The following is a 23,291-nucleotide window of genomic DNA, read 5'->3' as shown; positions in this document are numbered from 1 at the left end:
CGACGCTCCTGGCGCGGAGACAAACCTGGATCCCGGCCTTCGCCGGGATGACGGCATAGATGTTGTACCGAGACTGGCGAGTGGTGCGCCGGACATATCGACATCCGGACACAGACCGTGCGTGCGCATCTCAAGGGTCCCCTCCCCCCTCGACACCCAACCGAACGGCACCAGCTGTCGGAGACCGGTCACCCATGCTCAACGTCTACCTCTTCCAGATCCTGAACGGTCTGGGGTTGGGGATGATCTATTTCCTCACCTCCGTGGGGCTCACGATCATCTTCGGCCTGCTCAACTTCGTGAACTTCGCCCATGGTGCCTTCTTCCTGGTCGGCTCCTATCTCTGCTTCACGGTCGTGGCCGCCACCGGCAATTTCTGGGCGGCGCTGGTCGCCGGCCCGCTGATCGCCGGCGCCATCGCCTGGGTCACCGAACGGGTGCTGGTGCGCCGGGTCTATCACCTGCCGCACACCTTCCAGATCCTGATCACGCTGGGCATCGCGCTGATCATCCAGGAAAGCGCGATCATGATCTGGGGTCCGGTCGGCAAGTCGGTGCCGCCGCCCGAGATGCTGAAGGGCGTGGTCCGCTTCGGCAATTTCGCCTATCCGGAATACCGGCTGTTCATGATCGCCTTCGCGGCCCTGGTCGGCTTCGCCCTCTGGCTGCTGCTTGAACGCACCACCTTCGGCGCCAAGGTGCGCGCGGGCAGCGAGAACCCGGAACAGGTGGCCCTGCTCGGCACCAACATCTACCGGCTGTTCTCGGCCACCTTCGCGCTGGGTGTGGCGCTGGCCGGGCTTGCGGGCGTGCTCTCGGCACCCCTGCGCGGCGCCCATCCCTTCGTCGGCACCGAAGTGCTCGGCATCGCCTTCGTCACCGTGGTGATCGGCGGCATGGGCTCGTTCGGCGGCGCGCTGGTCGGCGGGCTGCTGGTCGGGCTGGTGCAAAGCCTGATGACCAGCATCTGGCCCCAGGGTGCCAGCCTGATGATCTACGGCGCCATGGCCGCGGTCATCCTGCTCCGCCCCTATGGCCTGTTCGGAAGGGCGTGAGCCATGCAGACGACCCGCTCTCCCGCCCCCTCCTCCGGCACCTCCTCGTCCGGCACCTCCTCCTCTCTCTTCGGCGGCATCACGCTGGCGGCCCTCGCCGCCCTCATCGCCCTGCCGCTGATCCTGCCGTCTGCGACGCTCGCGACCGAGATCGTGATCTTCGCCATGGCGGCGCTCGCCTGCAATCTGCTGCTCGGCTATACCGGCCTGCTCTCCTTCGGTCAGGCGATCTTCTTCGGCATCGGCGCCTATCTGTCGTCGCTGGTGATGATCCATCTGGGCGCCGGGCTGATCATGGCGCTGGTGGTGGCCGCCATCGCCGGTGCCCTTGCCGCCGCCCTGGTCGGCGCGCTCGCGATCCGGCGGACCGGCATCTATTTCGTGATGCTGACGCTGGCCTTCACCCAGCTCGCCTATTTCATCGCCTATACCGCCGCCGACTGGACCGGCGGCGATAACGGCCTGCTGGACGTGCCGCGGCCGCCGCTGGCGCTGGGCGGGATGGTCATCGCCGATCTGGAACCGGCGGTCTCGTACTACATCTTCGTCGCCGCCCTGTTCCTGCTGCTGTTCGTGGCCGCGCGCCGGATCATCGGCTCGCCCTTCGGCAGCACCCTGGTCGCGATCCGCGAAAACCCCGACCGGGCGGCCGCGGTCGGCTACGACACCCGCCAGTTCAAGATCCTGGCCTTCACGCTTTCGGGCGCCATCACCGGCATCGCCGGCGCGCTCTACGCCATGCTCCTGCATTTCGCGCCGCTCTCGAACATCGAACTGCCGATGTCGGAAAACATCCTGATCATGACCATCATCGGCGGCACCGGCTCTCTGCTCGGCTCGCTGCTGGGCTCGACCGCGATCGTGCTGCTGGGCGACTGGCTGTCGGCGATCTGGCCGCGCTGGCTGATGCTGCTCGGCATCGCGCTGATCGGCGTGGTGATCTTCATGCGCGGCGGTCTCTGGGGCGGCATCGAAAGCGTGGTCGCAAAACTGCGCGAGCGGCGCGGAGGGCCCGAGGCATGAGTACCAATCGGCAGACCGGCGACGTGATCCTGGAGACCTCCGGGCTGGAACTCGCCTATGGCGCCTTCAAGGCGGTGGACGGGGTCGACCTCAGGATCCGCCGCGGCACCATCCACACCATCATCGGCCCCAACGGCGCCGGCAAGACCACCACCTTCCACTGCCTGACGGGGGAACGCCGGCCCACCGCCGGCCGGATCCTGTTCGACGGCAGCGACGTCACCCGCAAGCCGTCGCAGGATCGGGTCGGGCTCGGCATGTCGCGCTCCTTCCAGATCACCAGCCTGTTCCAGACCTTGAGCGTGCGCGAGAATCTGCGCCTCGCCGCCCAGGGCCGCGACGGGGCGAAGGCGCTCGCCTTCTGGCGCCCGGTCGGCGCCCGGCCCGATCATCTGAAGGTGGCGGACGAGATCATCGACCGGCTGCAGCTGGGCGCCCGCGCCCATGTGGCGGCGGGCGAACTCTCGCACGGCCAGCAGCGGGTGCTGGAGGTGGGCATGGCCATGGCCGCCCGCCCGAAACTGCTGCTGCTCGACGAGCCGACCTCGGGCATGGGCATCGACGACATTCCGGTGATGACGAAGCTGATCGGAGAGCTTGGCCGCGACTACACCGTCATGCTGATCGAGCACAATATGGGCATCGTGATGTCGATCAGCGACACGATCACGGTGATGCATCAGGGCAAGGTGCTGGTCGAGGGCGACCCCCGGACCGTGCGCAACGACCCCCGGGTGCGCGCCGCCTATCTGGGGGAGGCCGGGGCATGCTGACGCTGGACCAGGTCCACGCCTATTACGGCAAAAGCCATGTTCTGGAAGGCGTGTCGCTGGAGGTGCGGCCGGGCGAGCTGGTCACCCTGCTCGGCCGCAACGGCGCCGGCAAGACCACCACGCTCAAATCCATCGCCGGCATGGTGGACACGAAAGGCACGATCAGCTTCGACGGCACCAGCATCGCCGGCCGCCCCTCGCACGACATCGCCCGCCGCGGCGTGGCGCTGGTGCAGGAACATCGCGGCATCTTCGGCATGCTCTCGGTCGAAGAGAATCTGAAGATCTCGGTCCGCAAGGGCAGCCGCTGGTCGCTCGACGACGTCTACGCCATGTTCCCGCGGCTGAAGGAACGGCGGCGCAATGGCGGCAAGGCGCTCTCGGGCGGCGAACAGCAGATGCTGGCCATCGCCCGCGCACTGGTCAACGCCCCCCGCATCCTGCTGCTGGACGAGCCGACCGAGGGGTTGGCCCCGGTGATCGTGGACGAAATCGTCCGCATCCTGGGCCGGATCCGCGAAAGCGGCGTGCCGGTGCTGCTGGTCGAACAGAACCTCGCGGTCTGCGAGAAACTGGCCGACCGGCATTACGTCCTGGAACAGGGCCGCATCGTCTATGCCGGCAGCAATGCCGATTTCCGCGCCGACCGCAGCGTCCGCGACCGCTATCTGGCGCTCGACGCCTGACGCTGCCCCGACGGCCCTCGCCCGGAAATGTCAGGCGCCATCGTTCCGGATACACACACACCATCACCACCGTCATCCCGGCGAAGGCCGGGATCCAGGTAGGCCTCCACGAAAATGAACGGCAGGTATCCGGAAAGATGGAAATGTCAGGCATCAGGATGGATCCTGCCAGCAGGGCCGGAACCCGCATGTCCGACATCCTTCACGCGGAAGCGAACCTGGATCCCGGCCTCCGCCGGGATGACGGTATGAATGTTGTGCGGAAGGGGCGGGCCCTGCGCCGGACATGGGCGGCGGGGCATCACAGATACGCATGCATCCCCCCGGTACTCCACAAGGTGCCGACAGGAAACAATCTCGTAAGGACAGACGCCATGCCCGACACCCCCCTTTCGTCCACCCCCCTCTCATCTACAGATCTGGGCGAACTCGGCGCGGGCGAACTGCTCGGCCTCTATGCCCGCAAGGCGGCCTCGCCGGTCGAGGCGACCGAGGCGGCGCTGGATCGCATCCGTCGTTTCGACGGCGCGGTCAACGCCTGGGTCCTGGTCGATGAAGACAGCGCCCGCGCCGATGCCAAGGCGTCGGAAGCGCGCTGGATGGCCGGCCGGCCGATCGGGCCGGTCGACGGCGTGCCGTCCTCGATCAAGGATCTGACCTTCACCCGCGGCTGGCCCACCCGCAAGGGATCGAAGACCATCGCCGCCGACGGCCCCTGGGAGGTGGATGCCCCCTTCACCGCCTTCATGCGGGGCGCGGGCGCGGTGCTGCTCGGCAAGACCACCACGCCGGAATTCGGCTGGAAAGGGGTCACCGACAGCGCGCTCACCGGCATCACCCGCAACCCCTGGAATGTAAATACCACGGCCGGTGGTTCCAGCGGTGGTGCCGGCGCGGCAGCGGCGCTCAATATGGGCGTGCTGCATCAGGGCTCCGATGCCGGCGGCTCGATCCGCATTCCCTGCGGCTTCACCGGCACCGCCGGCATCAAGCCGACCTTCGGCATCATCCCCCAATGGCCGGCCAGCGCCATGGGCACCACCTCGCATCTGGGGCCGATGGCCCGCACCATCGCCGATGTCGCGCTGATGATGACGGTGGTCGGCCAGGCGGATGACCGCGACTGGTATATGGGCGCGCCGATCTCTCGCGACTGGCGGCTGGGCCTGGACCAGGGCGTGCGCGGGCTGCGCATCGCCTTCAGCCCGACCCTGGGTTACGTGAACGTCCGCGAGGATGTGGCGCGCGAGGTCCGCAGGGCGGTCGACGTCCTGGCGGCACTCGGCGCGATCGTGGAAGAGGTCGATCCCGGCTTCGAGGATCCGATCGACATCTTCAACGCCCACTGGTTCGCCGGCGCCGCCAAGATCCTGGCCAATACCCCGGCCGACCAGCGTGAACTGATCGATCCGGGGCTGCGCCGGGTGGCGGAACTGGGCGCCGGCATCGGCATCGTCGACTATATGCGCGCGGTCGATGCCCGGGTGGCGCTGGGCGAGCGCATGGCCGCCTTCCACCGCAGTTACGACCTGCTGGTCACCCCCAGCCTGCCGATCACCGCCTTCGAAGCCGGCCACGACGTGCCCCCGGGCTCGGGGCTGGATCACTGGATGCAGTGGACGCCCTTCACCTACCCCTTCAACCTCACCCAGCAGCCGGCGGCCTCGGTTCAGTGCGGCTTCGGCGATGACGGGCTGCCGGTCGGCCTGCACATCGTGGGCCCCCGCTTCCGCGACGAACTGGTGCTGCGCGCGGCCCGCGCCTATGAACTCACCTGCCCGCCGCGTTTCCCGACCGCACCGGTGGTGCCGGGCTGACATCCCGCCAAAAGCAAAGGCCCGGCCGGGTGGCGCCACCCGGCCGGGCCTTGCTTCATTCTGGCACCCGTGGTCAGGCGCCGTGCATCTCGATCAGCTGGCGTGCCACGATGTCGTGGTCCAGCCACAGCACCGGCGCTTCGGGGGCGCTGGTGGCGCCGAAGATCAGCCGGCCGGTGGCGGCGACCACATGCTGGCTCAACACGTCGCTGACCAGGGTCTTGCGGTCCTTGTGCAGGTTCACGATGTCCTGCGAGGTGCCGACGGTCTGCTCCACCTGATCGGCGCTGTTGGCCTTGGGCCAGCTGGCGAAATCGTAATAGGGCTGCATCGCCGGGTTGTGCTGATAGTCGTGGACCATCTGCAGCACCGTATCGACGCTGATGCCGTCCTGCAGCAGGGTCTCGCAATACTGCCACAGGTCGTCGACCCAGGCGCCGCCGCCCTCGTGGCGCAGCGCCGTCAGCAGCGGCAGCAGCGACAGCTCGATGCCGGCGAACACGTCCGAGGAATTGGTGCGGATCTCGGGGCAGTTGAACACCACCGCCTTCACGCCCTTATCCCATGCCGCCCGGGCCAGCCCTTCCAGCCGCATCTTGGCATAGCCCTGGGTGTAGTTGGTATAGGTCTGCCAGCGATAGGCGCCGTCGATCAGAACCCGGGTGCCGTGATAGCCATAGGCGGTATAGCGCACCTGGCCGCCCTGGGCTTCGATGCGGGCGCGCAAGGGCCCGCTCAGCTCCAGCAGATGGCCGAAGCTGTTGGCGGTGACCTCGTCGAAATTCTGCAGGATCAGCTTGCCCAGATCGCTGTCGATCAGCGCCTGAGACGACATATAGCGCGCGCCGCGGCCCTTATAGACCCGGTTGGCGATCGCCATGAACACCTTCGCCCGCGGGATGCCGCCGGCCATGGTATGGGCGAACAGCACGTTGCGGCCGGCCGGGATCATCCCGTCCAGCTCTGCCATCACCCGGGTCACGGCGTCGCGGAAGCGGGCAACGCCCACCTCGCGGGCCCGGGCGATCCGGTCCTGGTCCAGCTTGAAGCTTTGCCAGTTCTCAAGCGTCATCTCGCCCAGCATGTCGGTGGGCGTGGGCTCGCCGGGGGCGGCATCCATGTCGAAGCCGGCCATCAGCGGCACGTTGATGATGCGCCCGCCCAGCCCGGCCTCGGCCGCCGCCAGTTCCTCGTCGGTGAGCGGCCTGAGCGCGCCGCCATTGTCCCGCCGGCCCATGGTCATGCCGATGACGGTCATGCCGGCCGCCTTCGCGGCCTCGATCAGGCCGGTGGCATAGCCACGCCCGAACATTTCCCCGAAGAGCACGAAGACATCGCCCTCCCCGAACAGGGTGTTCGCGGGGATCGATTTCAGCGCGAGAGGGTGTTCCATCATCTTATCCTGTCTGCCGGCGTCTGAACGCCGAAAGCTTGCTGCCCCGGACGCAGGCGCCTGGGATGACAGGACGACGTCGAATTGATCCGGGCTCACATTCACGCTGCCTGCCCGTGTGAACGCGCAGGCAGGGCCAACATTCAGCCCGGCGGAGAGAATGTCAAGCCACCCACCGCGCGAAGCGGTGGTCTGCCCCCCTCCGAAGGCTCATTTCCCCTGGTGCCGGCGATCGAATGGCGACTTGGAAGGTGGATCCCCGCCTGCGCGGGGATGACGGGGGAGATGATGGTGAGCGGACCGGCACCGCCTTGCCCGCCGTTGACCCCGGTGCTGTCTTCCGGCCGCGGCAAGGACGGCCATGTCAGGTATCGCCGCTGCCGTACCCGCCCCTCTATCATCAATACCGTCATCCCCGCGCAGGCGGGGATCCACCCTATGGTGACAAGCCGTTCTCCCATAAAGTCCGGTCATCCCCGCGCAGGCGGGGATCCACCTTCCGTGCGCCGCAGCCGTCCAGGCGTCAGATCAGGCTGAACACCACCGCCAGCACCCCCATCAGGATCAGCCCGCCGATGAAGATCTGCCGGCGGCGCTTCGTCCGCAGGATGATCTCTCCCTGGCTGGTCTCATCGCCGGTATAGCTGGGGCCCGTCTTGTCCGGGCCGCCCGGTCCGTTGCCGGTCATGACAGATCTCCTTGCCCGGATGGCGGCCGGTCAGTAGACCGCAAGGGCCAGCACCACCGCGACCGCCACCACCAGCAGCCCGATCCAGATCAGCCCGCGCCGGCGCCGGGGCGAGGCGGGCGGGGTCATGCGGGCAGAAGGGGGGCTGGCGGCATCGGTGCGGGGATCGGTCGCCATGCAGGATCTCTCCTCGTTACGGATCATCGGGGAGAAACCGCCGGGGCCGGCCATGGTTCCGACGCCGGTGTTCAGACCGGCCCGATCCGGTCCAGGCTCTCGATCCGCGCCAGATCGGCTTCCAGGGCGTCGATCGCGGGCTCAGCCAGCGTCAATGCCGCCAGCCGGCGGAACTTGGCCCGCAGATCGGCCTCGGGCAGCGGGTTGTCGAAGCCGCCGATCGGGGTGTCGGATTGTGCCGAAACCACCCGGCCGTCGCGCAGGCCGATCTCCACCCGGGCCGCCCGCACCCCCGGCAGCAGTGCCGTCAGCGCCGGATCCTCGCGCACCGTCACCCGCGCCACCAGATCGACCAGGGCCGGATCATGGACCACGGCCTCGTTGTAGACCCCGACATCATTGCTGCCGTGCATCAGCTGTGCCGCCACGTTGAACGGGATCGAGTGCTTCGCCGCATAGGCATTGGCCACCCGGCCGCCGCCCAGCCGGGTCGCCGGGTCATAGGTGTGGACGACCACCCGGTCGATCATCGCAGGCGTCAGCCCGTGGGCTGCACGCAGATCGCGCGCCGCCTCGATCGGGGCATGGTTCCAGCGGCTGCAGGCATAGATCTTGAAGTAGTTGCGGGTGAGGTAGAAATCCTCGATCCGCGCCTCGACCGCGATCCCGAACCGTTCGCCCAGGATCCGGCCGAACACGGTTTCCAGCGCTCCCGGCTCGCCGCAGAAGCCGGCGCGGGCAAGCTTCGCCGCCAGCAGCCCGTTATGATTGGTGAAACCGGTGAAGAGGTTGCGCACCGAGGCGCCGGAATTCGCCGCCATCTGCGACGACGCGATCGGCAGCCCCGCCGCCAGTTCGATGCTGCGCGCGGTCAGCGCCGCATCGAAGCCCAGCAGCCGTGCCGCCCCCACGGCGGTGCCGATGATGGTATGGGTTCCGAAGGGATGCACCGGCCCGCGCAGCTTTGTGGCCGCCCCCACCCGGACGGCGATCTCGTAGCCCGCGACCAGGGCTTCCAGCAGGGCGGCGCCCGATGCCCCCTCTTCCTCTGCCAGCGCCCAAAGTGCCGGGATGATGTGCACGCCCGGATGGTTGACCGCGAACTGGTTGCCCTCGTCCAGTTCCAGCGACACCCCGCCGGTGCCGTTGACCAGCGCCGCCATATGGGCCGCCGCCCGGGTACCGGTGCCGAACAGCGAGGCGCCGCCCGCCGCCAGGCCGGGGGCGATGGCGGCCAGATTGCGGATCTCGGGCAGGGCCGCCCCGCCCAGCATCACCCCCACCGTGTCGCGCAGGATCCGCTTCGCCTGGGCCACCACAGCGGCGGGCAGATCGTCCAGCCGCACCGACAGCGCCAGCCCGGCCAGCGCATGGGCGGTTTCGGAAGGTTCGGTCAGAACCGGTGCCGCCGGGATCATGCCCCCGCCCCTGCGGCCACCAGCGCCGCGATCAGATCGGGTTTGGCGACCTGGGGCATCGGCCAGGTCCGCCGGCTCTGGGCCAGGCCCAGCCCCAGAAAGGCTTCGGCCAGCCGCAGCGACAGGCTGGCGGGCTCGATCAGCGGCACCGGCAGCGCCGCGGCCAGCCGCGCGGTCGCGGCTGCCGTAAGCGGCCGCCACAGCACCAGCACCTCGGCACCGTCTTCCTCGATCGCAGCGCGGGCCGCGGTCAGGATGGCGCCGTCGCCCTGGTCGATCCGGCGCACCCCTGCACATTGCGCGGCCAGCCCGTATTCCTGCACCAGCTTCCTCGCCCGCGCAGAACCGCCCGCCGGCGCCAGCACGCCGAAACGGGAGCCCAGCGTCAGGGCATAGAAGAGCGCACTCCGCCCGGCCCCCACCACCGGCACATCCAGCACCGAGCGGAGCGCATTGGCGCCATAATCGCCGGGGTCGGCGACACAGACCGCGGCATAGCCTTCAGCCGCCGCACCCTGGCCCGCCGCACCCTGGCCCGCCGCCAGCACCGCCAGATCGGCGAGCGTCCAGTCATGGGCGCTGACCAGCCCGGCCGGCAGACCGGGTGCCGTCAGCGCCACCACCTCCGCCTCGGCACTTTCCGGCGCCGGATGGTCGGCGGTGAAGATCATCAGAATCCGGGACATCCGGTCTCTCCCTGTCAAAGCCGCGTCGCCGCCGCACCCATGGCGGCCAGCGCCGCGTCGGCCGGGGCGGCGGGGCGGGGGAAGCTCGCCCGGCTATGGGTAAGCTTCTGGCGGATGGCGATTTCGGCCAGCCGGTAGGTCAGCGGGCCGGGATTGATCACCGGCACCGGCAGGCGTTCGGCCAGATAGGCATGGGCCTGATGCATGGTGGTGGAGCCGAGCACGATGACATCGGCGCCATCCTCTTCCACGCAGCGCAGCGCCGCGGCATGAAGCGCCGGAAAGAACGCCTCTTCCTTGCCCGCCATCAGGCTCTGATTGTCGGGCTGAAGATCGGCCGAGCGCAGCGAGGCGCATTTCGCCCCCAGCCCCAGTTCGGCCAGCGTCCTGGTATAGAGATGCCGCCACCGGTCCCACATGGCGAGGATGGAGAAGCGGTCGCCCAGCATCAGCGCGGTCAGCATCGCATGGCGCCCGGCGCCGATCACCGGAATGTCGAGCACCGAGCGCAGCGGCGCCATGCCGCCATCGCTGACCGTGTCGATGCAGACCGCGTCATAACCCTCGGCCTGGGCGCGGATGCCGGCCTCCAGAATGCCCACATCCGACAGCACGCTGTCCTGCTGGCTGACATAATTGACCGGCGCGATCCGGACCGGGCGGAAATCGAAATCCATCCCCGGCCCCAGCCGCACCGACCGCAGCTGCGCGCGGCGCATCTCCAGATTGTCCGCATCCATCGGAAACGGCACGATCACCAGAACCCTGGCCATGATTTCGGCTCCCTGCCTCTTAACATGTCGTGGCGGCCGCCGTGCCGGCAAAGCGGCCCGGTACAACCGCAGTCAGCAGTCCATTGCCACCCAGATAACCCCAGGATGCAGGTCCGGAGAGGCCCCGCGCCGCGCCGCCGGCCGACTACGACGACCGGATGGGCGACCACGACCGGTATGGGCCTGCCTCCCTCTATGTTCAGCGAGTGTTCTGGCGGTTGCGCCGCACCAGAGGTGGATCCCCGCCTACGCGGGGATGACGAGATTTTCTGTGAGAGCATCCGACGGCCAAGGGATCGTACCTCTCATAAACCAGGAGAAACCGTCATCCCCGCGCAGGCGGGGATCCACCTTTCTCGCCGTTTGGCTCGGCTGCCTCAGCCGATCTTCAACGCCACCGCCCCCTCCTCCGGCTCTTCATAGCTCCGCCCCAGCGCCAGCATCTCGGGCGTGCCGATCAGCGCGTTCAGGGCGTTGAAGTCGAACATCCGGTCCTTGAACGGCTGGTTGGTGCCGTTGGCCTTCAGCGAGCGGTAATAGGCCTGGGCGGTATGGGCCAGCGCGCGGACGATGCCGCCGGGGAAGATCACGATCCTGAACCCCAGCCCGCCCAGATCCTCGGCGCTGGCAAGCGGCGTGTCACCGCCTTCGACCATGTTGACCAGCAAAGGCCGGATGCCGCCCAGCGAGCGGGTCACCGCCACCAGCTGTTCGCGCGATCGGGGCGCTTCGACGAACAGCACGTCGGCGCCGGCCTCGGCGTAAAGACGGGCGCGGTCGATCGCACGGTCGAAGCCTTCCACCGCCACCGCATCGGTACGGGCCACGATCAGGGTCTCGTCGCTCTGCCGCGCATCGACCGCGGCCTTCACCTTGCCCACCATCTCGGCGGCCGTGATCAGGCTCTTGTCCTGAAGATGGCCGCAGCGCTTGGGCAGGGTCTGGTCTTCCAGCTGGATGGCGGTCGCGCCCGCGCGTTCGAACAGGCGTACGGTGCGCTGCACGTTCAGCGCGTTGCCATAGCCGTTATCGGCATCCACGATCAGCGGCGTCGGCACGCGGTCGCGCACCAGGGTGACGACCTCGGCCACCTCGCTCATCGATACCAGCCCGATATCGGGCCGGCCGAGGCGGGTATAGGCGATCGCCGCACCCGACAGGTACAGCGCCTCGAACCCGGCGGCGGTTGCGATCGATGCGGTCAGCGCATCATAGACGCCGGGGGCGACCACGGGGGCGGCGGTCGTCAGTCTCTGTTTCAGGCTCATTTCACTGTTCCTCGCGCGCCGGCTCTTTGAGCAGCGCATCCAGATCCGCAAGATCGGCGGCCCGGTCCAGGCCGTCGACCGCCTCCCTGATGCGGGTGGCATGGGCCGCGCCCCAGACGGGCGTGGCCAGGTCCATGAATTTCGCGACCACCTCGTCGGGCCCGTAGGGGTCGACGGCATCGCCGCGATTGGTGAAGGTTTCACCCGTCAGCACCCGGCCGTCGGTCAGGCGGATGGTCACCCGCGCCGGGCGCCTGTCGGGCAGCATGGCGGTCATCGCCGGGTCTTCGTCCACCGTCACCCGGCCGGCCAGATCCAGGATCCGCGCATCGGTCAGCGCCGGTGCCCGAAAGGCCGGCACGCTCGCCGCCCCATGGGCCAGCATGGTGGCGACCGCGAACGGCACCGAGAACTTGGCCGCCAGCATGTTGTCGGGCCGGGCCCCGTCCAGCTGCGCCGCCCAGACATAGGTCACCACCTCCACCCCGGCCACCGCCTCGGGCGCGATGGGGCCGTGCTCGGCGATCAGCCCCGCCACCACGTCGAGGGCGGCATGGGTGAAGCGGCAGGCGGCATGGCGCTTGAAGTAGTTGCGCCGGATTTCCCAGCGCGTGCCCAGCTCCGCCACCATCTCCTCGGGCCGGAAGCCTTCGGCCAGCACGCCGCCATACACGCTGCGCACGCCGTCGGTCTCGCCGGTGAAACCCGCCATGACGAGATCCCAGGCGGTCAGCCCGTTGCGCGCCGACAGGCCGGCATAGGCATTGCGCACCGTCGCCCCCTCCAGCATCGTCCTGAGGCTGGAGCCGACCGACAGGCTGGACGAGACATTGATCGCCGCGATCACCTCTTCCGCCCCGGCGCCGTCCAGCAGGGCGGCCCCCACCGCCGCCCCCACCGTGCCCCAGGTGCCGTGGGGGTGCAGCGCATTGCGCAGCCGGGCCGCGGCGCCGATCCGGGCACCGGCCTCGTAGCCGAAGACGAAGGCGTGCAGAAAGTCCGGGCCCGACACCCGGGCCAGCGGCCGCACCGCCAGCAGGGCCGGCAGCACATGAATGCCCGGATGGCCGCGGGCGAAGGAATTGCCCTCGTCCAGTTCCAGCATGGTGCCGGCGATGCCGTTGGCCAGCGCCGCATCATCGGCGCGCAGGGCAAGCCCCGCGCCGACCGCGGGGGCCGTCACCGTGCCGCCGCGCCGGGCCAGGCGCGCGGTCAGCGCCCGCATTTCCGGCTCCTGCATGCCGGCGGCAATGGCGCCCAGGCAGTCCAGCACCACCAGCCGCGCCTGGGCGGACAGATCGGCGTCGAAATCGCCGAAGCGGATGCCGGTCGCCGCCTCGGCGAAGGTCTTGAGCCAGGCCGGCCGCGGCTCGGCCAGCAGCACCGAGGCCGGCACGACATCAGGGGTGGCGATCGCCATGGGGGGCTGCTCCTCAGAGGCCGAGATAGGCGCGGCGCAGTTCGGGATCGGCGGCGATCTCGGCCGCCGGCCCCGACATGGTCACCAGCCCGTTCTCGATGATGTAGGCACGGTTCGCGATCTCCAGCGACTGCACCACATTCTGTTCCACCAGCATGATCGGCATGCCGTCGGCATTCAGCCGGCGGATCAGGGTGAACATTTCCTCGACCAGCAGCGGCGACAGGCCCAGCGAGGGTTCGTCCAGGATCAGCAGCCGCGGCTCGGCCATCATGCCGCGGCCGATGGCCAGCATCTGCTGCTCGCCGCCCGACAGCGTGCCGGCCGCCTGGCTCCGCCGTTCGCGCAGCCGCGGGAAGGTCTCGTAGACCCGCTCCAGATTGCGCGCCCGGTTCTTCCGCGCCCGCCGATAGCTGCCGAGTTCCAGGTTTTCCTGGATGTCGAGATTGGGGAAGATCTTGCGGCCCTCCGGCACCTGGATCAGCCCGGCCTCGACGATCGCCGCCGCATCCACGCCGTCCAGCCGGCGGCCTTCGAAGGTGATCTGGCCCGCGCGCGCCGGCAGCACGCCCGAAAGCACCTTGTTGATCGTGGTCTTGCCGACACCGTTCGATCCCAGCACCGCCACGATCTCGCCGGCGCCCACCGCCAGATCGATGCCGCGCAGCACCTCGACCCCGCCATAACCGGCCTTCAGGCCGGCAACCTCCAGCACGTATTGCCCGCCGGTCATGGCCGCGCCCCTTCCGCCTTCAGCCGCTCGGCCGCACCCCGGCCCAGATAGGCTTCGATCACTTTCGGATCGACGCAGACCGCGCGGGGCGTGCCCTCTGCGATCATCTCGCCCTGAGCCAGCACATAGACCTCGTCGCACAGGTTCATCACCGCCTGCATCACATGCTCGATCATCAGGATGGTGATGCCCTCGTCGCGGATCGCCCGGATCACCGGCACGATGTCGCGGATCTCCGACGGGTTCAGCCCGGCCAGCACCTCGTCCAGCAGCAGCAGCCGCGGCTCGGTCGCCAGCGCCCGGGCCAGTTCCAGCCGCTTGCGCCCGGCGACCGTCAGGCTGGAGGCCGGCTTGTCCAGATCTTCGCCCAGCCCCACCCGGCGGGCCACGGCCTCGGCCCGGGCATGGGCTTCGGCGGCACCCGCATGGCGCAGATAGGCGCCGACCGCGATGTTCTCGCGCACATTCAGCCCGGCGAAGGGCTGGACGATCTGGAAGGTGCGCGCAATGCCAAGTTTCGCACGTTCGTGCGCAGGCCGCCCGGTGATGTCGGTGCCTTCCAGCACCACCCGGCCGGCGGTCGGGGTCAGAAAGCCGGCGATGATCGCGAACAGCGTGGTCTTGCCGGCGCCGTTGGGGCCGATCAGCCCGACGATCCGGCCCGGTGCCACCTTCAGCGAGGCGCCGCCCACCGCGGTCAGCCCGCCGAAGCGCATGGTGATGTCCTGAACCTCCAGCATCACGCGCCCTCCCCGCCGGTTCCGGTGCCGCCGCCGCGGCGGCCGCGACCCAGCTTGTGCAGCAGGCCCAGCACGCCGCCCGGGGCAAAAGCGATCACCAGCACCAGCACCGCGCCATAGACCGCCAGATCGATGCCCGGCACCCGGCCGGTGAACATCTTGGTCGCCTCACCCAGCCCGTGCAGGGTGAAGGCGCCGATGATCGGCCCCAGCACCAGCCCGCGACCGCCGACCATGGGGGCGAGCAGCGCCTCCACCGAAATCCACAGCCCATAGGCGATGTTGGCGTCGATATAGAGGAAATACTGCAGATACAGGCAGCCCGCGGCCGCGGTCAGCGCGCCCGAGACCGTGATCGCCCGCAGCTTCACCGCCAGCACGTCCACGCCCAGCGCCCGCGCCGCTTCCTCGTTCTCGCGCACCGCCACCAGCTGGGCGCCGAAGCGGGAATTGGCGATCATCTGGCAGATCACCAGGCCGGCGGCCACGAAGACCAGCGCCAGCCACAGAAAGGCGCCGCGGCTGCTGAACTGCATGTTCCAGAAGCCGACATCCAGCTTCAGCAGCAGGCCGGCCGCACCATTGGTGAAGCCCGAGGCATTGGCCAGAATGCGCAACACCTCGGCGAAGGCCAGCGTCACCAGCGCGAAGTAAGAGCCGCGCAACCCGGCGCGGAAGGCCAGATAGCCGATCACCCGGCCGACCACGGCGCCCGCGATCACGCCCGCCGCCATCGCCGCCCAGGCATTCACGCCATAGCGGGTCTGAAGGATGGCCGAGGCATAGGCGCCGGTGCCGAAAAACGCGGCGTGGCCGAAGGATGACTGGCCGCCCGTGCCGCCCAGCAGGTTCCAGCCCTGCGCCACCAGGGTGATGATCAGCACGAAGACGACGAAGTTGAGGATGACGTTGGAGGTGACGACCAGCGGCAGGGCCGCCAGCACCACCAGAATCAGGGCGATGGGAAGATAGCCGCGTCGCATCACGCCCGGGCTCCGAACAGACCGGTGGGCCGGAACAGCAACACCAGGATGAAGATCAGGAAGATGCCGATCTGGCCCAGGCTTTCGCCCAGATACAGCCCGCACAGGCTTTCGACCACGCCGATGAACAGCCCGCCGATCAGGGCGCCGGTGATCGATCCCATGCCGCCCAGCACCACGATGGTGAAGGCGACCAGCACGAAGGCGCCGCCGACGCGCGGATTGACGTAGAAGGTCGGCATCAGCAGGCAGGCGGCGATGGCGAGCGTGGCACAACCCAGGCCGAAGGTGACGGCGAAGACATGGGCGACATTGATGCCCACCAGCCGCGCGCCCAGTTTCTCCTTCGCCACCGCCCGGATCGCCTTGCCGGTATCGGTGCGGGCCAGCAGCAGCCAGAGCAGCGCGCTCACCACCACAGCGCCTGCAAAGCCGTACAGCCGGGCCTGGGAAATCAGCAGCGGCCCCAGCTCCACCACCTGGAAGGAATAGTCGGTCGACAGCGACCGGGTATCCGACTGGAAGACGGCGAGCAGCACATTCTCGATCACGATCGACAGGCCCAGCGTCACCAGCAGGATATTGCCGTCATCGCCATGGGCGGCCGGCCCGATGATGAAACGCTGCACGCCATAGCCGATGGCGAAGAACACCAGCGTCAGCGGCAGGATCGCGAGATAGGGATCCAGGCCGAAGGCGGTGTAGACCAGCCAGACGGCGAACATCGCGCAGGTCAGCAGGGCGCCATGCGCAAAATTGATGATGTGCAAAACACCATACACCAGCGTCAGACCCAGCGCGATGAGCGCATAGACCGCACCGGTCAGAAGCCCGTTCAGCATGGCTTCCGCGACGATGGGAAGGGAGTACATCGTGCGATCCGTTTCGGCAAACGGGGACCGGGGCGGCGCGGGCGCGGGCCCGACGCCGCCCCGGTCGCCCGGATCAGCTCTCGACAGGGAAGATCGGCTTGGCGTCCGCGAAGCTTTCCGGATAGACCACCCGGATCTGGGACTTCTGCACCTGGGTCGACACCGGGGCCGCACCCTGGTTCTGCCCGCCCTCGAACTTCGTCGGGCCATAGGGCATCAGATGGTCCTGGAAGGTGGAGGCGGCCAGCGCCTCGATGATCTTCGTGCGATCCGCGCTCGCCGCGCGCTCGATCGCATCGGCCAGCAGCATCATGCAGGAATAGTTGAGCGGGGTGTTGTAGTTCCACTGCTTGCCGGCATCCGCCACCCGCTTCTGCAGCACGGCGTTCTTCGGGTTGCGCGGATCGTGCCAGTGGTTCACGTCCATGATGTTCTCGGCCGCTTCGGGGAATTCCTTCACGAAGCGCATATTCGATGCCGCACCATTGACCACGGCGTAAACCGCCTTCGGCCGCACGCGCTGCTGCTGCATGGTCCGCGCCAGCAGCACGGTTTCGCCGTAATAGGTGCTGGGGATCACCAGATCCGGGCGCAGAGAGCGCAGCCGCAGCACCACGTTCGACAGATCGCGCGACGGCGTCGGCACCGCGATGGTCTCAAGGATCTCGAAGCCGTGCTTGGGCAGCTCGGTCTGCATCAGCTTGGCCAGGCCCGACCCGAACAGCCCGTCTTCATGCACCAGCGCCACGGTCCTGGCCGGGCGGCCGGCGGCATTGTTGATCCGCACCAGATTTTCGATCGCGGTGCGGGTGCAGATGCCGAAACCGGGCGCGAAGCGGAAGGTATTGGTCAGGCCGCGGCTGATGATCTGGTCCGACACGCCGACATCGACGATATAGGGCAGGTCGTAGCGCGCCGCCGCCTGGGTGGTGGCCAGGCAGATCGGGCTTGCGAAGCCGCCGACGACGGCGGCCACGCCCTCGCTCTGCATCCGCTCCACTTCCTGCACGCCGACTTCGGGGTTCGATCGCGCATCGCCGAAGACCATCTCGATCTTCGCACCGCCCAGCGACTTGATGCCGCCCGAAGCATTGATGTCGGCGATGGCGAGTTCGGCGCCCGTGCGGCCGAATTCACCGTCCATCGCCAGCGCGCCGGTCACCGGCTGCAGCACACCGATCTTCACCGCCGGCGGCTCGGCGGCGCGCAGCACCGCCGGCGCCGCCATCACCGCCGCCGCGGCCATCCCGCCCTTCAGCGCGGTGCGGCGGCTGATCGATTTGTCGAACAAGGTCATGATCGTGCCTCCTCTGCCGGCCGTCGTCCCACCGCCGGCCGCTGTCATTGTTCTTTGTCCCGGTCCGGGGTCTTGTCCCTGCCCCGGTGGGCATATCCTCGCGCTTCAGCGTGCCCCGCAGTCATTGTCGGGCCGTGCCCTCACCATGCCGTGCACACACCCCCTCCACCGTCATCCCGGCGAAGGCCGGGATCCAGGTTCATCTCCGCGCGAAGAGCGGCGAATATCCTGGCAATGGCCGGGATGCCGGCATGCATGGCGTGGCCCGGCATGACGGCCTTTACACGTGAACCTCGTTCATTCCCGCAGCTACCTACCTGGATCCCGGCCTCCGCCGGGATGACGGTACGGAAGACAGGCAAATACGGGGCGGCGACGGCGACGGACATCCGGCGCGATGCAGCGCCGGGCATTCTGTACGGCGTCGTCTTCCTACGGCGTCTTCTTGCGCGGCGTGCTCCCCCGCCGCACCGTGCTCCGCCGCTGATGGGTTTCGGTCTCCGCCCGCGCCGCGGCCTGGCCGCGGGATCGGGTGGCGCCCTTGCGGGCCGGCCCCACCGGTGTCCACGACCGGGCATCCCCCGGCCCGGTGCGCACCAGATCCATCCGGAAGGAATAGAGATCGGGCCGGTAGAAGGCGTGCAGATGCTCGATGCCCTCACCGTCGATGCCCTGCACCACGCGGGTCATCGACAGCAGGGCCGCACCGATTTCCAGCCCCAGCGCCTCGGCGAGATCGGGGCCGGCAAGCGCGGCGCCGATGGTCTGGCTGGCGCGGTCGGCCACGATGCCGGATCGCTCCAGCAGTTCCAGCAGCGGCGTGGAGGCCATTTCGGCCTCGGAATACGACACGCCGATGCGTTCAGGCACATGGGTGATGAGATACGAAAAGGGCGTGCCGTCGATCAGGCGCAGGCGCACCGCCCGCTGCACCCGCTCTCCCGCCGCCAGGCCCAGCGCCTCGGCCACCGCCGGTGGCGGCATCACATAGCCGAACGACAGCAGGCGCACCTCGGTCCGCCGACCCATTTCGACCAGATGCGTCAGCAGGTTGGAAAAATCGGCGGTCACCGGCGCCTCGTTGCGCCGCCCCGCCACGAAGGTGCCCGATCCGGGCCGCCGCTCGATCAGCCCTTCGCCGGCCAGCTTGTCCAGCGCCCGGCGCACGGTCACCCGCGACACGCCGTGCTGTTCGGCCAGCATCGGCTCGCTGGGCAGGCGGGTCTGCGGGCGGTCCTCGCCGCTGACGATGCGGTCACGCAGCAGCAGGTAGAGCCTGCGTGCCTTCAACGGCTCGACCCCCGCCATGCGGCCCCTCTCCTGTCCCATTCGTGATACAGCTGCCTGTATTATTCGAACCGCGATATGCGGCTTGTCAAGCCTGTCTGCGATCTGCCGTCCGAGGTGGGCCCGGCACGGCCAAGCCTATGACACCTCGCCCCCGTATGACAAATCTTGTATTAGATCTGATACAGATTACACTCCGTCACATGGGACAGGTTGCGGTGCTGCCGGCAGCGGGGTCCGGTGGCGGGAAGCAGGGAGGCTGATGGTGAGCGAGGTGATCCGGGACGGCGCCAGGGTGTTCGAATTCACCGTGCCCGTGGTGGTGGTGGGCGCCGGAGCCGCCGGTCTGGTTGCGGCGCTGGCGGCGCGCGAGGCGGGTGCCGAGGTGCTGGTGCTGGAACGCGATGTCGTGCCGCGCGGCTCCACCGCCCTCTCCGCCGGCCTGATCCCGGCCGCCGGCACGCGCTGGCAGAAAGCCGCCGGCATCACCGACACGGCAGAAGCCTTCGCCGCCGACATCATGGCCAAGGCGAAGGGAGAGCCCGACCCCGATCTGGTGGCGCTGGTGACGCGCGAAGCAGGGCCCGCCATCGAATGGCTGGGCGACCGCTACGGCCTGCCCTTTTCGGTGGTGGCGGATTTCAGCTATCCGGGCCACGGCGCCCGGCGCATGCACGGCCTGCCGACCCGCTCGGGCGAAGAGTTGATCGATGCGCTGCGCGGCGCGGCAGAGGCCGCCGGCATCGACATCCTGTGCGAGGCGACCGTCACCCGGCTTTATGCCGATGCGGCGGGCCGCATCACCGGCCTCGCCTTCACCCGCCCCGACGGCTCGGTCGACGAGGTCGGCTGCGGCCGGCTGATCCTGGCCTGCAACGGCTATGGCGGCAACAGGGCGCTGGTGCGCGAACACATCCCGTCGCTTGCCGATGCGCTCTATTTCGGCCATGACGGCAACAAGGGCGATGCGCTGCTCTGGGGCCAGGCGCTGGGCGCCGCCACCCGCCATCTGCCCGGCCATCAGGGCCATGGCTCGGTCGCCCACCCGGCCGGCATCCTGATCAGCTGGGCCACCATCACCGAAGGCGGCATCCAGGTGAACCTGGCGGGCGAGCGCTTCTCCAACGAGGCCACCGGCTATTCCGAACAGGCGGCCGAGGTGCTGCGCCAGCCGGACGGCCTCGCCTGGACGGTGTTCGACGGCCGCATCGCCGCCATCACCCGCCAGTTCGAAGATTTCAAGCGCGCCGAGGCCATGGGCGCCGTGATCACGGCGGACGACCTGCCAACCCTCGCCCGCCGCATGAACCTGCCCGCCGAAGCGCTCATCCGCACCATGGACGCGGTCGCCTCCGCCCGCGCCGGCACCACCCCCGACGCCTTCGGCCGCGACTTCACCACCACGCGCCCGCTCGCCGCCCCCTATTGCGCGGTCAAGGTCACCGGCGCGCTCTTCCACACCCAGGGCGGCCTGGTCGTCGACAGCGCAGCCCGCGTCCTCGACACCACCGGCCACCCCCTGCCCAACCTCTACGCCGCCGGCGGCGCCGCCTGCGGCGTCTCGGGCGCCCGGGCCGCCGGCTATCTGTCGGGCAACGGCCTGCTCACCGCGGTGACGCTGGGGCGGGTGGCGGGGCGGGCTGCAGCGGCGGCGTGATCACCCCCCCGCCCGCGCCAGCGCCGGCCGGCCGGCCAGGCGGGCCCAGTAGGTTTCGAAGGCCGGGCGGCGTTCCATGGTGCCGAATTGCAGGCCCCAGCCGATCTGGGCGCCCAGATACACATCCGCGGCGGTGAAGCGGTCGCCGGCCAGGTAGGGGCTGGCGGAGACGGCCACCTCCAGCGTGTCCATCACCCGGGTGAAATTGCCGTAGCCGACGCTGCGCTCGCGTTCGGCCGGCACCTCGATGCCGAGCGCGCGGTTGATGATCGCCGCCTCCAGCGGCCCTGCGCCGAAGAACAGCCAGCGGAACCAGGCCGCGCGTTCATGGGGCCGGGGGGCGAGCCCCGCTTCGGGGAAGGTTTCGGCCAGATAGGCGCAGATCGCGGCGCATTCGGTCACCACCGCGCCGTTATGGACCAGGGTCGGCACCTTGCCCATGGGGTTGAGCGCCAGATAGTCGGGCGCCTTCATCGGGGCGCCGTACTCCAGCACCACGGTGCGGTAGGCGACGCCCACCTCTTCCAGCATCCAGCGTGCGATCATGCCGCGCGATTGCGGGTTGGTGTAAAGGATCAGGTCGTCGGACATGGGGCTTGGGGCTCCGGCTCAGCGGGTGGCGATCATGAACAGGCGTGGGAAGGGCAGCAGCACCGTCCCGTCGGCAAGCGGCGGATAGGCGGCGGCGATCTTCGTGCGGTAGCGGTTCAGAAAGTCGTCGCGCTCGGCCGGGCTCAGCGGGTCCAGGAAGGGGCGCAGCCCCGTGGCCTTCACCCAGTCCACCACCGCATCCGGCCCGCCGGGCAGGACGTGGATATAGGTGGTGCGCCAGATATCCACCCGGCCCGCCAGGTTGCGCAGCAGCTGGTAATACCAGGCGGCGGGCGGCAGGGGCGCGCGGGCGGCACCCGCCAGCCGCTCGGCCCAGGGGCCCTGGGCCGCGGTCTCGCGCATCAGCACATGGCTGGGTTCGGCCATGTTGTCGGGCATCTGCACCGCCAGGCTGCCGCCCGGGGCCAGCCGCTCCACCAGCGCCGGCAGCAGCACGTCATGCCCCGGCACCCATTGCAGCACGGCGTTGGACAGGATCACGTCGAACGGCCCCGCAGCCTGCCAGCGGCTGACATCATCCTGCGCGACATCGATATCCGGCAGCCTTGCCCTGGCGGCCGCCACCATCTCGGGCGAGGAGTCGAGCGCCGTTACCCGCGCGCCCGGAAAGCGGCGGATCAGCACCTCGGTCGAATTGCCCGGGCCGCAGCCCAGATCGACCGCGCTCCGGACCGGATCGGTCGGCACATGGGCCAGCAGATCGACCACCGGGCGGGTACGCTCGGCCTCGAAGGTCAGATATCGGGCGGGGGACCAGGTCATGGGGGCAGGCTCCGGTTGTGGGTGCACAGTCTGCGCCGGGACGTCCTCTCCCACAACCCCTGGCACCGGGACCAACCCGCGGGTAAGCTGATGACCAGAACAAGGCCGCAGGAGCCTCCGCCCGATGAGCACCGCCCCCCAGACCACGATGCCCGACACGGCGACACCCGACACCGGCGCCCTCGAAGCCTGGTTCGCCGATCACGTTCCCGGCCGGCATGGCCGGCTGGCGCTGGAGCGTTTCGCCGGCGGCCAGTCGAACCCGACCTTCCGGATCCGGAGCGAGGCCGGAACCTATGTGCTGCGCCGCAAGCCGCTGGGCGAGGTGCTGCCCTCCGCCCATGCGGTCGACCGCGAATTCCGGGTGCTGGCCGCACTTCAGGGCACGGGCGTGCCGGTGCCGCCGGTGCATGCGCTCTGCACCGATCCGGCGGTGTTCGGATCGATGTTCTATGTGATGGATTTCGTGCCCGGCCGGATTTTCTGGGATCCGCGCCTGCCCGACCTCACCCCGGCCGAGCGGGGGGCGATCTTTTCGTCGATGAACGACGCCATCGCCCGCATCCATGCGCTCGCCCCGGATGCGATCGGGCTGGGCGATCACGGCCGGCGCGGCAATTACGTCGAACGCCAGATCGCCCGCTGGACCCGCCAGTATCGGGCATCCGAGACCGTGGCCAATCCGGCGATGGAACGGCTGATCCAATGGCTGCCCGAGCACGTGCCGGCGGAAGACGACACCCGTCTGGTTCATGGCGATTACCGGCTGGACAATGTGATCATCCACCCGACCGAACCCCGGGTGGTGGCGGTGCTGGACTGGGAGCTGTCGACGCTGGGCAATCCGCTGGCCGATTTCGCCTATCACATGATGACCTGGCGCATCGCCCCGGGCCTGTTCCGCGGCCTGGCCGGCACCGATTTCGCGGCCGCCGGCATCCCGGACGAACGCGCTTATCTGGAGATGTGGCTGGCCCGCACCGGCTTTGCGCCCTCGCCGTCCTGGGATGTCTATGTGGTGTTGAGCCTGTTCCGCCTGGCCGCCATCCTGCAGGGCATCGCCCGCCGCGCGCTGGACGGCACCGCCGCCAATGCCGATGCCGAAGAGGTCGGCCGCAAGGCGGTGCCGCTGGCCGAACTCGCCTGGTCGTTTGCGGAAAAGATCCGCTGA

General features: G+C 69.0%; 23 protein-coding genes. 7 read left to right on the top strand and 16 right to left on the bottom strand.

Annotation, left to right across the window (positions count from 1 at the left end; genetic code table 11):
• Positions 1-194 precede the first annotated feature (194 nt).
• The 5 genes from WI697_RS04270 to WI697_RS04250 all read left to right on the top strand — a co-directional run bounded on the left by WI697_RS04270 (position 195) and on the right by WI697_RS04250 (position 5,354).
• A complete protein-coding gene (locus tag WI697_RS04270; RefSeq protein WP_345957518.1) occupies positions 195-1,055 on the top strand; it encodes a branched-chain amino acid ABC transporter permease in 861 nt (286 codons plus the stop codon).
• 3 nt (positions 1,056-1,058) lie between these two features.
• Positions 1,059-2,078, top strand: coding sequence for a branched-chain amino acid ABC transporter permease (locus WI697_RS04265; protein ID WP_345957517.1), 1,020 nt, complete (start codon positions 1,059-1,061; stop codon positions 2,076-2,078).
• Complete coding sequence (locus tag WI697_RS04260) at positions 2,075-2,851, top strand: ABC transporter ATP-binding protein (protein WP_345957516.1); 777 nt, start codon at positions 2,075-2,077, stop codon at positions 2,849-2,851. Before WI697_RS04265 ends, WI697_RS04260 begins: the two co-directional genes overlap by 4 nt.
• Positions 2,845-3,537 carry an ABC transporter ATP-binding protein gene (locus WI697_RS04255; RefSeq protein ID WP_062765789.1) on the top strand — a complete coding sequence of 231 codons (693 nt, stop codon included), beginning with the start codon at positions 2,845-2,847 and terminating at the stop codon, positions 3,535-3,537. Before WI697_RS04260 ends, WI697_RS04255 begins: the two co-directional genes overlap by 7 nt.
• Positions 3,538-3,911: 374 nt before the next feature.
• Positions 3,912-5,354 carry an amidase gene (locus WI697_RS04250; RefSeq protein WP_345957515.1) on the top strand — a complete coding sequence of 481 codons (1,443 nt, stop codon included), beginning with the start codon at positions 3,912-3,914 and terminating at the stop codon, positions 5,352-5,354.
• A gap of 73 nt (positions 5,355-5,427) precedes the next feature.
• Here the strand turns inward: WI697_RS04250 and WI697_RS04245 are convergent, their stop codons facing one another.
• From WI697_RS04245 to WI697_RS04180, 14 genes are all read right to left on the bottom strand, one after another.
• Complete coding sequence (locus WI697_RS04245) at positions 5,428-6,747, bottom strand: enoyl ACP reductase FabMG family protein (RefSeq protein WP_345957514.1); 1,320 nt, start codon at positions 6,745-6,747, stop codon at positions 5,428-5,430.
• Positions 6,748-7,270: 523 nt separating this feature from the next.
• Positions 7,271-7,435, bottom strand: coding sequence for a hypothetical protein (locus tag WI697_RS04240; protein ID WP_014747492.1), 165 nt, complete (start codon positions 7,433-7,435; stop codon positions 7,271-7,273).
• Between the two features lie 30 nt (positions 7,436-7,465).
• Positions 7,466-7,612: a hypothetical protein gene (locus WI697_RS04235; protein ID WP_345957513.1), complete on the bottom strand. Its 147-nt coding sequence runs from the start codon at positions 7,610-7,612 to the stop codon at positions 7,466-7,468.
• Between the two features lie 71 nt (positions 7,613-7,683).
• Positions 7,684-9,030: an MmgE/PrpD family protein gene (locus WI697_RS04230; protein ID WP_345957512.1), complete on the bottom strand. Its 1,347-nt coding sequence runs from the start codon at positions 9,028-9,030 to the stop codon at positions 7,684-7,686.
• Positions 9,027-9,716 carry an aspartate/glutamate racemase family protein gene (locus WI697_RS04225; RefSeq protein ID WP_345957511.1) on the bottom strand — a complete coding sequence of 230 codons (690 nt, stop codon included), beginning with the start codon at positions 9,714-9,716 and terminating at the stop codon, positions 9,027-9,029. The genes WI697_RS04230 and WI697_RS04225 overlap by 4 nt, the downstream gene beginning before the upstream one ends.
• Before the next feature lie 14 nt (positions 9,717-9,730).
• Complete coding sequence (locus WI697_RS04220; RefSeq protein WP_345957510.1) at positions 9,731-10,489, bottom strand: aspartate/glutamate racemase family protein; 759 nt, start codon at positions 10,487-10,489, stop codon at positions 9,731-9,733.
• Between the two features lie 377 nt (positions 10,490-10,866).
• On the bottom strand, positions 10,867-11,757 hold the full coding sequence (locus WI697_RS04215; protein ID WP_345957509.1) for an isocitrate lyase/PEP mutase family protein: 891 nt from the start codon (positions 11,755-11,757) through the stop codon (positions 10,867-10,869).
• Between the two features lies 1 nt (position 11,758).
• Complete coding sequence (locus WI697_RS04210) at positions 11,759-13,177, bottom strand: MmgE/PrpD family protein (protein WP_345957508.1); 1,419 nt, start codon at positions 13,175-13,177, stop codon at positions 11,759-11,761.
• Between the two features lie 13 nt (positions 13,178-13,190).
• The gene (locus WI697_RS04205) at positions 13,191-13,892 is read right to left on the bottom strand and encodes an ABC transporter ATP-binding protein (protein ID WP_062765803.1); all 702 of its coding nucleotides are present in this window, start codon (positions 13,890-13,892) and stop codon (positions 13,191-13,193) included.
• Between the two features lie 14 nt (positions 13,893-13,906).
• Positions 13,907-14,650 (bottom strand): ABC transporter ATP-binding protein, encoded by a 744-nt coding sequence (locus tag WI697_RS04200; RefSeq protein ID WP_062765768.1) that lies wholly within the window; start codon positions 14,648-14,650, stop codon positions 13,907-13,909.
• Positions 14,650-15,633, bottom strand: a complete 984-nt coding sequence (locus tag WI697_RS04195; RefSeq protein WP_345957507.1) for a branched-chain amino acid ABC transporter permease — start codon at positions 15,631-15,633, stop codon at positions 14,650-14,652. The genes WI697_RS04200 and WI697_RS04195 overlap by 1 nt, the downstream gene beginning before the upstream one ends.
• Positions 15,633-16,505: a branched-chain amino acid ABC transporter permease gene (locus WI697_RS04190; protein ID WP_062765764.1), complete on the bottom strand. Its 873-nt coding sequence runs from the start codon at positions 16,503-16,505 to the stop codon at positions 15,633-15,635. The genes WI697_RS04195 and WI697_RS04190 overlap by 1 nt, the downstream gene beginning before the upstream one ends.
• Positions 16,506-16,578: 73 nt before the next feature.
• Positions 16,579-17,802 (bottom strand): ABC transporter substrate-binding protein, encoded by a 1,224-nt coding sequence (locus tag WI697_RS04185; protein ID WP_345957506.1) that lies wholly within the window; start codon positions 17,800-17,802, stop codon positions 16,579-16,581.
• 432 nt (positions 17,803-18,234) lie between these two features.
• Positions 18,235-19,110 (bottom strand): GntR family transcriptional regulator, encoded by an 876-nt coding sequence (locus WI697_RS04180; RefSeq protein WP_345957505.1) that lies wholly within the window; start codon positions 19,108-19,110, stop codon positions 18,235-18,237.
• Positions 19,111-19,351: 241 nt separating this feature from the next.
• Between WI697_RS04180 and WI697_RS04175 the strand changes: the two genes are divergently transcribed.
• Positions 19,352-20,746, top strand: a complete 1,395-nt coding sequence (locus WI697_RS04175; RefSeq protein WP_345957504.1) for an FAD-dependent oxidoreductase — start codon at positions 19,352-19,354, stop codon at positions 20,744-20,746.
• Here the strand turns inward: WI697_RS04175 and WI697_RS04170 are convergent, their stop codons facing one another.
• On the bottom strand, positions 20,747-21,337 hold the full coding sequence (locus WI697_RS04170) for a glutathione S-transferase family protein (protein WP_345957503.1): 591 nt from the start codon (positions 21,335-21,337) through the stop codon (positions 20,747-20,749).
• Between the two features lie 18 nt (positions 21,338-21,355).
• On the bottom strand, positions 21,356-22,120 hold the full coding sequence (gene tam, locus WI697_RS04165; protein WP_345957502.1) for a trans-aconitate 2-methyltransferase: 765 nt from the start codon (positions 22,118-22,120) through the stop codon (positions 21,356-21,358).
• 124 nt (positions 22,121-22,244) lie between these two features.
• On the opposite strand from tam, the gene WI697_RS04160 reads away from it, so the two are divergent.
• A complete protein-coding gene (locus tag WI697_RS04160; protein WP_345957501.1) occupies positions 22,245-23,291 on the top strand; it encodes a phosphotransferase in 1,047 nt (348 codons plus the stop codon).

The sequence above is a fragment of the Tistrella mobilis genome, from assembly GCF_039634785.1.
Classification (GTDB): Bacteria; Pseudomonadota; Alphaproteobacteria; order Tistrellales; family Tistrellaceae; genus Tistrella; species Tistrella mobilis.
This window is presented reverse-complemented; position numbering and strand designations above follow the sequence as displayed.

Excerpts from the sequence above, each read along its gene's own strand:
- WI697_RS04270 (WP_345957518.1), top strand. The coding sequence starts at position 195 with ATGCTCAACGTCTACCTCTTCCAGATCCTGAACGGTCTGGGGTTGGGG.
- WI697_RS04265 (WP_345957517.1), top strand. The coding sequence starts at position 1,059 with ATGCAGACGACCCGCTCTCCCGCCCCCTCCTCCGGCACCTCCTCGTCC.
- WI697_RS04260 (WP_345957516.1), top strand. The coding sequence starts at position 2,075 with ATGAGTACCAATCGGCAGACCGGCGACGTGATCCTGGAGACCTCCGGG.
- WI697_RS04255 (WP_062765789.1), top strand. The coding sequence starts at position 2,845 with ATGCTGACGCTGGACCAGGTCCACGCCTATTACGGCAAAAGCCATGTT.
- WI697_RS04250 (WP_345957515.1), top strand. The coding sequence starts at position 3,912 with ATGCCCGACACCCCCCTTTCGTCCACCCCCCTCTCATCTACAGATCTG.
- WI697_RS04245 (WP_345957514.1), bottom strand. The coding sequence starts at position 6,747 with ATGGAACACCCTCTCGCGCTGAAATCGATCCCCGCGAACACCCTGTTC.
- WI697_RS04240 (WP_014747492.1), bottom strand. The coding sequence starts at position 7,435 with ATGACCGGCAACGGACCGGGCGGCCCGGACAAGACGGGCCCCAGCTAT.
- WI697_RS04235 (WP_345957513.1), bottom strand. The coding sequence starts at position 7,612 with ATGGCGACCGATCCCCGCACCGATGCCGCCAGCCCCCCTTCTGCCCGC.
- WI697_RS04230 (WP_345957512.1), bottom strand. The coding sequence starts at position 9,030 with ATGATCCCGGCGGCACCGGTTCTGACCGAACCTTCCGAAACCGCCCAT.
- WI697_RS04225 (WP_345957511.1), bottom strand. The coding sequence starts at position 9,716 with ATGTCCCGGATTCTGATGATCTTCACCGCCGACCATCCGGCGCCGGAA.
- WI697_RS04220 (WP_345957510.1), bottom strand. The coding sequence starts at position 10,489 with ATGGCCAGGGTTCTGGTGATCGTGCCGTTTCCGATGGATGCGGACAAT.
- WI697_RS04215 (WP_345957509.1), bottom strand. The coding sequence starts at position 11,757 with ATGAGCCTGAAACAGAGACTGACGACCGCCGCCCCCGTGGTCGCCCCC.
- WI697_RS04210 (WP_345957508.1), bottom strand. The coding sequence starts at position 13,177 with ATGGCGATCGCCACCCCTGATGTCGTGCCGGCCTCGGTGCTGCTGGCC.
- WI697_RS04200 (WP_062765768.1), bottom strand. The coding sequence starts at position 14,650 with ATGCTGGAGGTTCAGGACATCACCATGCGCTTCGGCGGGCTGACCGCG.
- WI697_RS04195 (WP_345957507.1), bottom strand. The coding sequence starts at position 15,633 with ATGCGACGCGGCTATCTTCCCATCGCCCTGATTCTGGTGGTGCTGGCG.
- WI697_RS04190 (WP_062765764.1), bottom strand. The coding sequence starts at position 16,505 with ATGTACTCCCTTCCCATCGTCGCGGAAGCCATGCTGAACGGGCTTCTG.
- WI697_RS04185 (WP_345957506.1), bottom strand. The coding sequence starts at position 17,802 with ATGACCTTGTTCGACAAATCGATCAGCCGCCGCACCGCGCTGAAGGGC.
- WI697_RS04180 (WP_345957505.1), bottom strand. The coding sequence starts at position 19,110 with ATGGCGGGGGTCGAGCCGTTGAAGGCACGCAGGCTCTACCTGCTGCTG.
- WI697_RS04175 (WP_345957504.1), top strand. The coding sequence starts at position 19,352 with ATGGTGAGCGAGGTGATCCGGGACGGCGCCAGGGTGTTCGAATTCACC.
- WI697_RS04170 (WP_345957503.1), bottom strand. The coding sequence starts at position 21,337 with ATGTCCGACGACCTGATCCTTTACACCAACCCGCAATCGCGCGGCATG.
- tam (WP_345957502.1), bottom strand. The coding sequence starts at position 22,120 with ATGACCTGGTCCCCCGCCCGATATCTGACCTTCGAGGCCGAGCGTACC.
- WI697_RS04160 (WP_345957501.1), top strand. The coding sequence starts at position 22,245 with ATGAGCACCGCCCCCCAGACCACGATGCCCGACACGGCGACACCCGAC.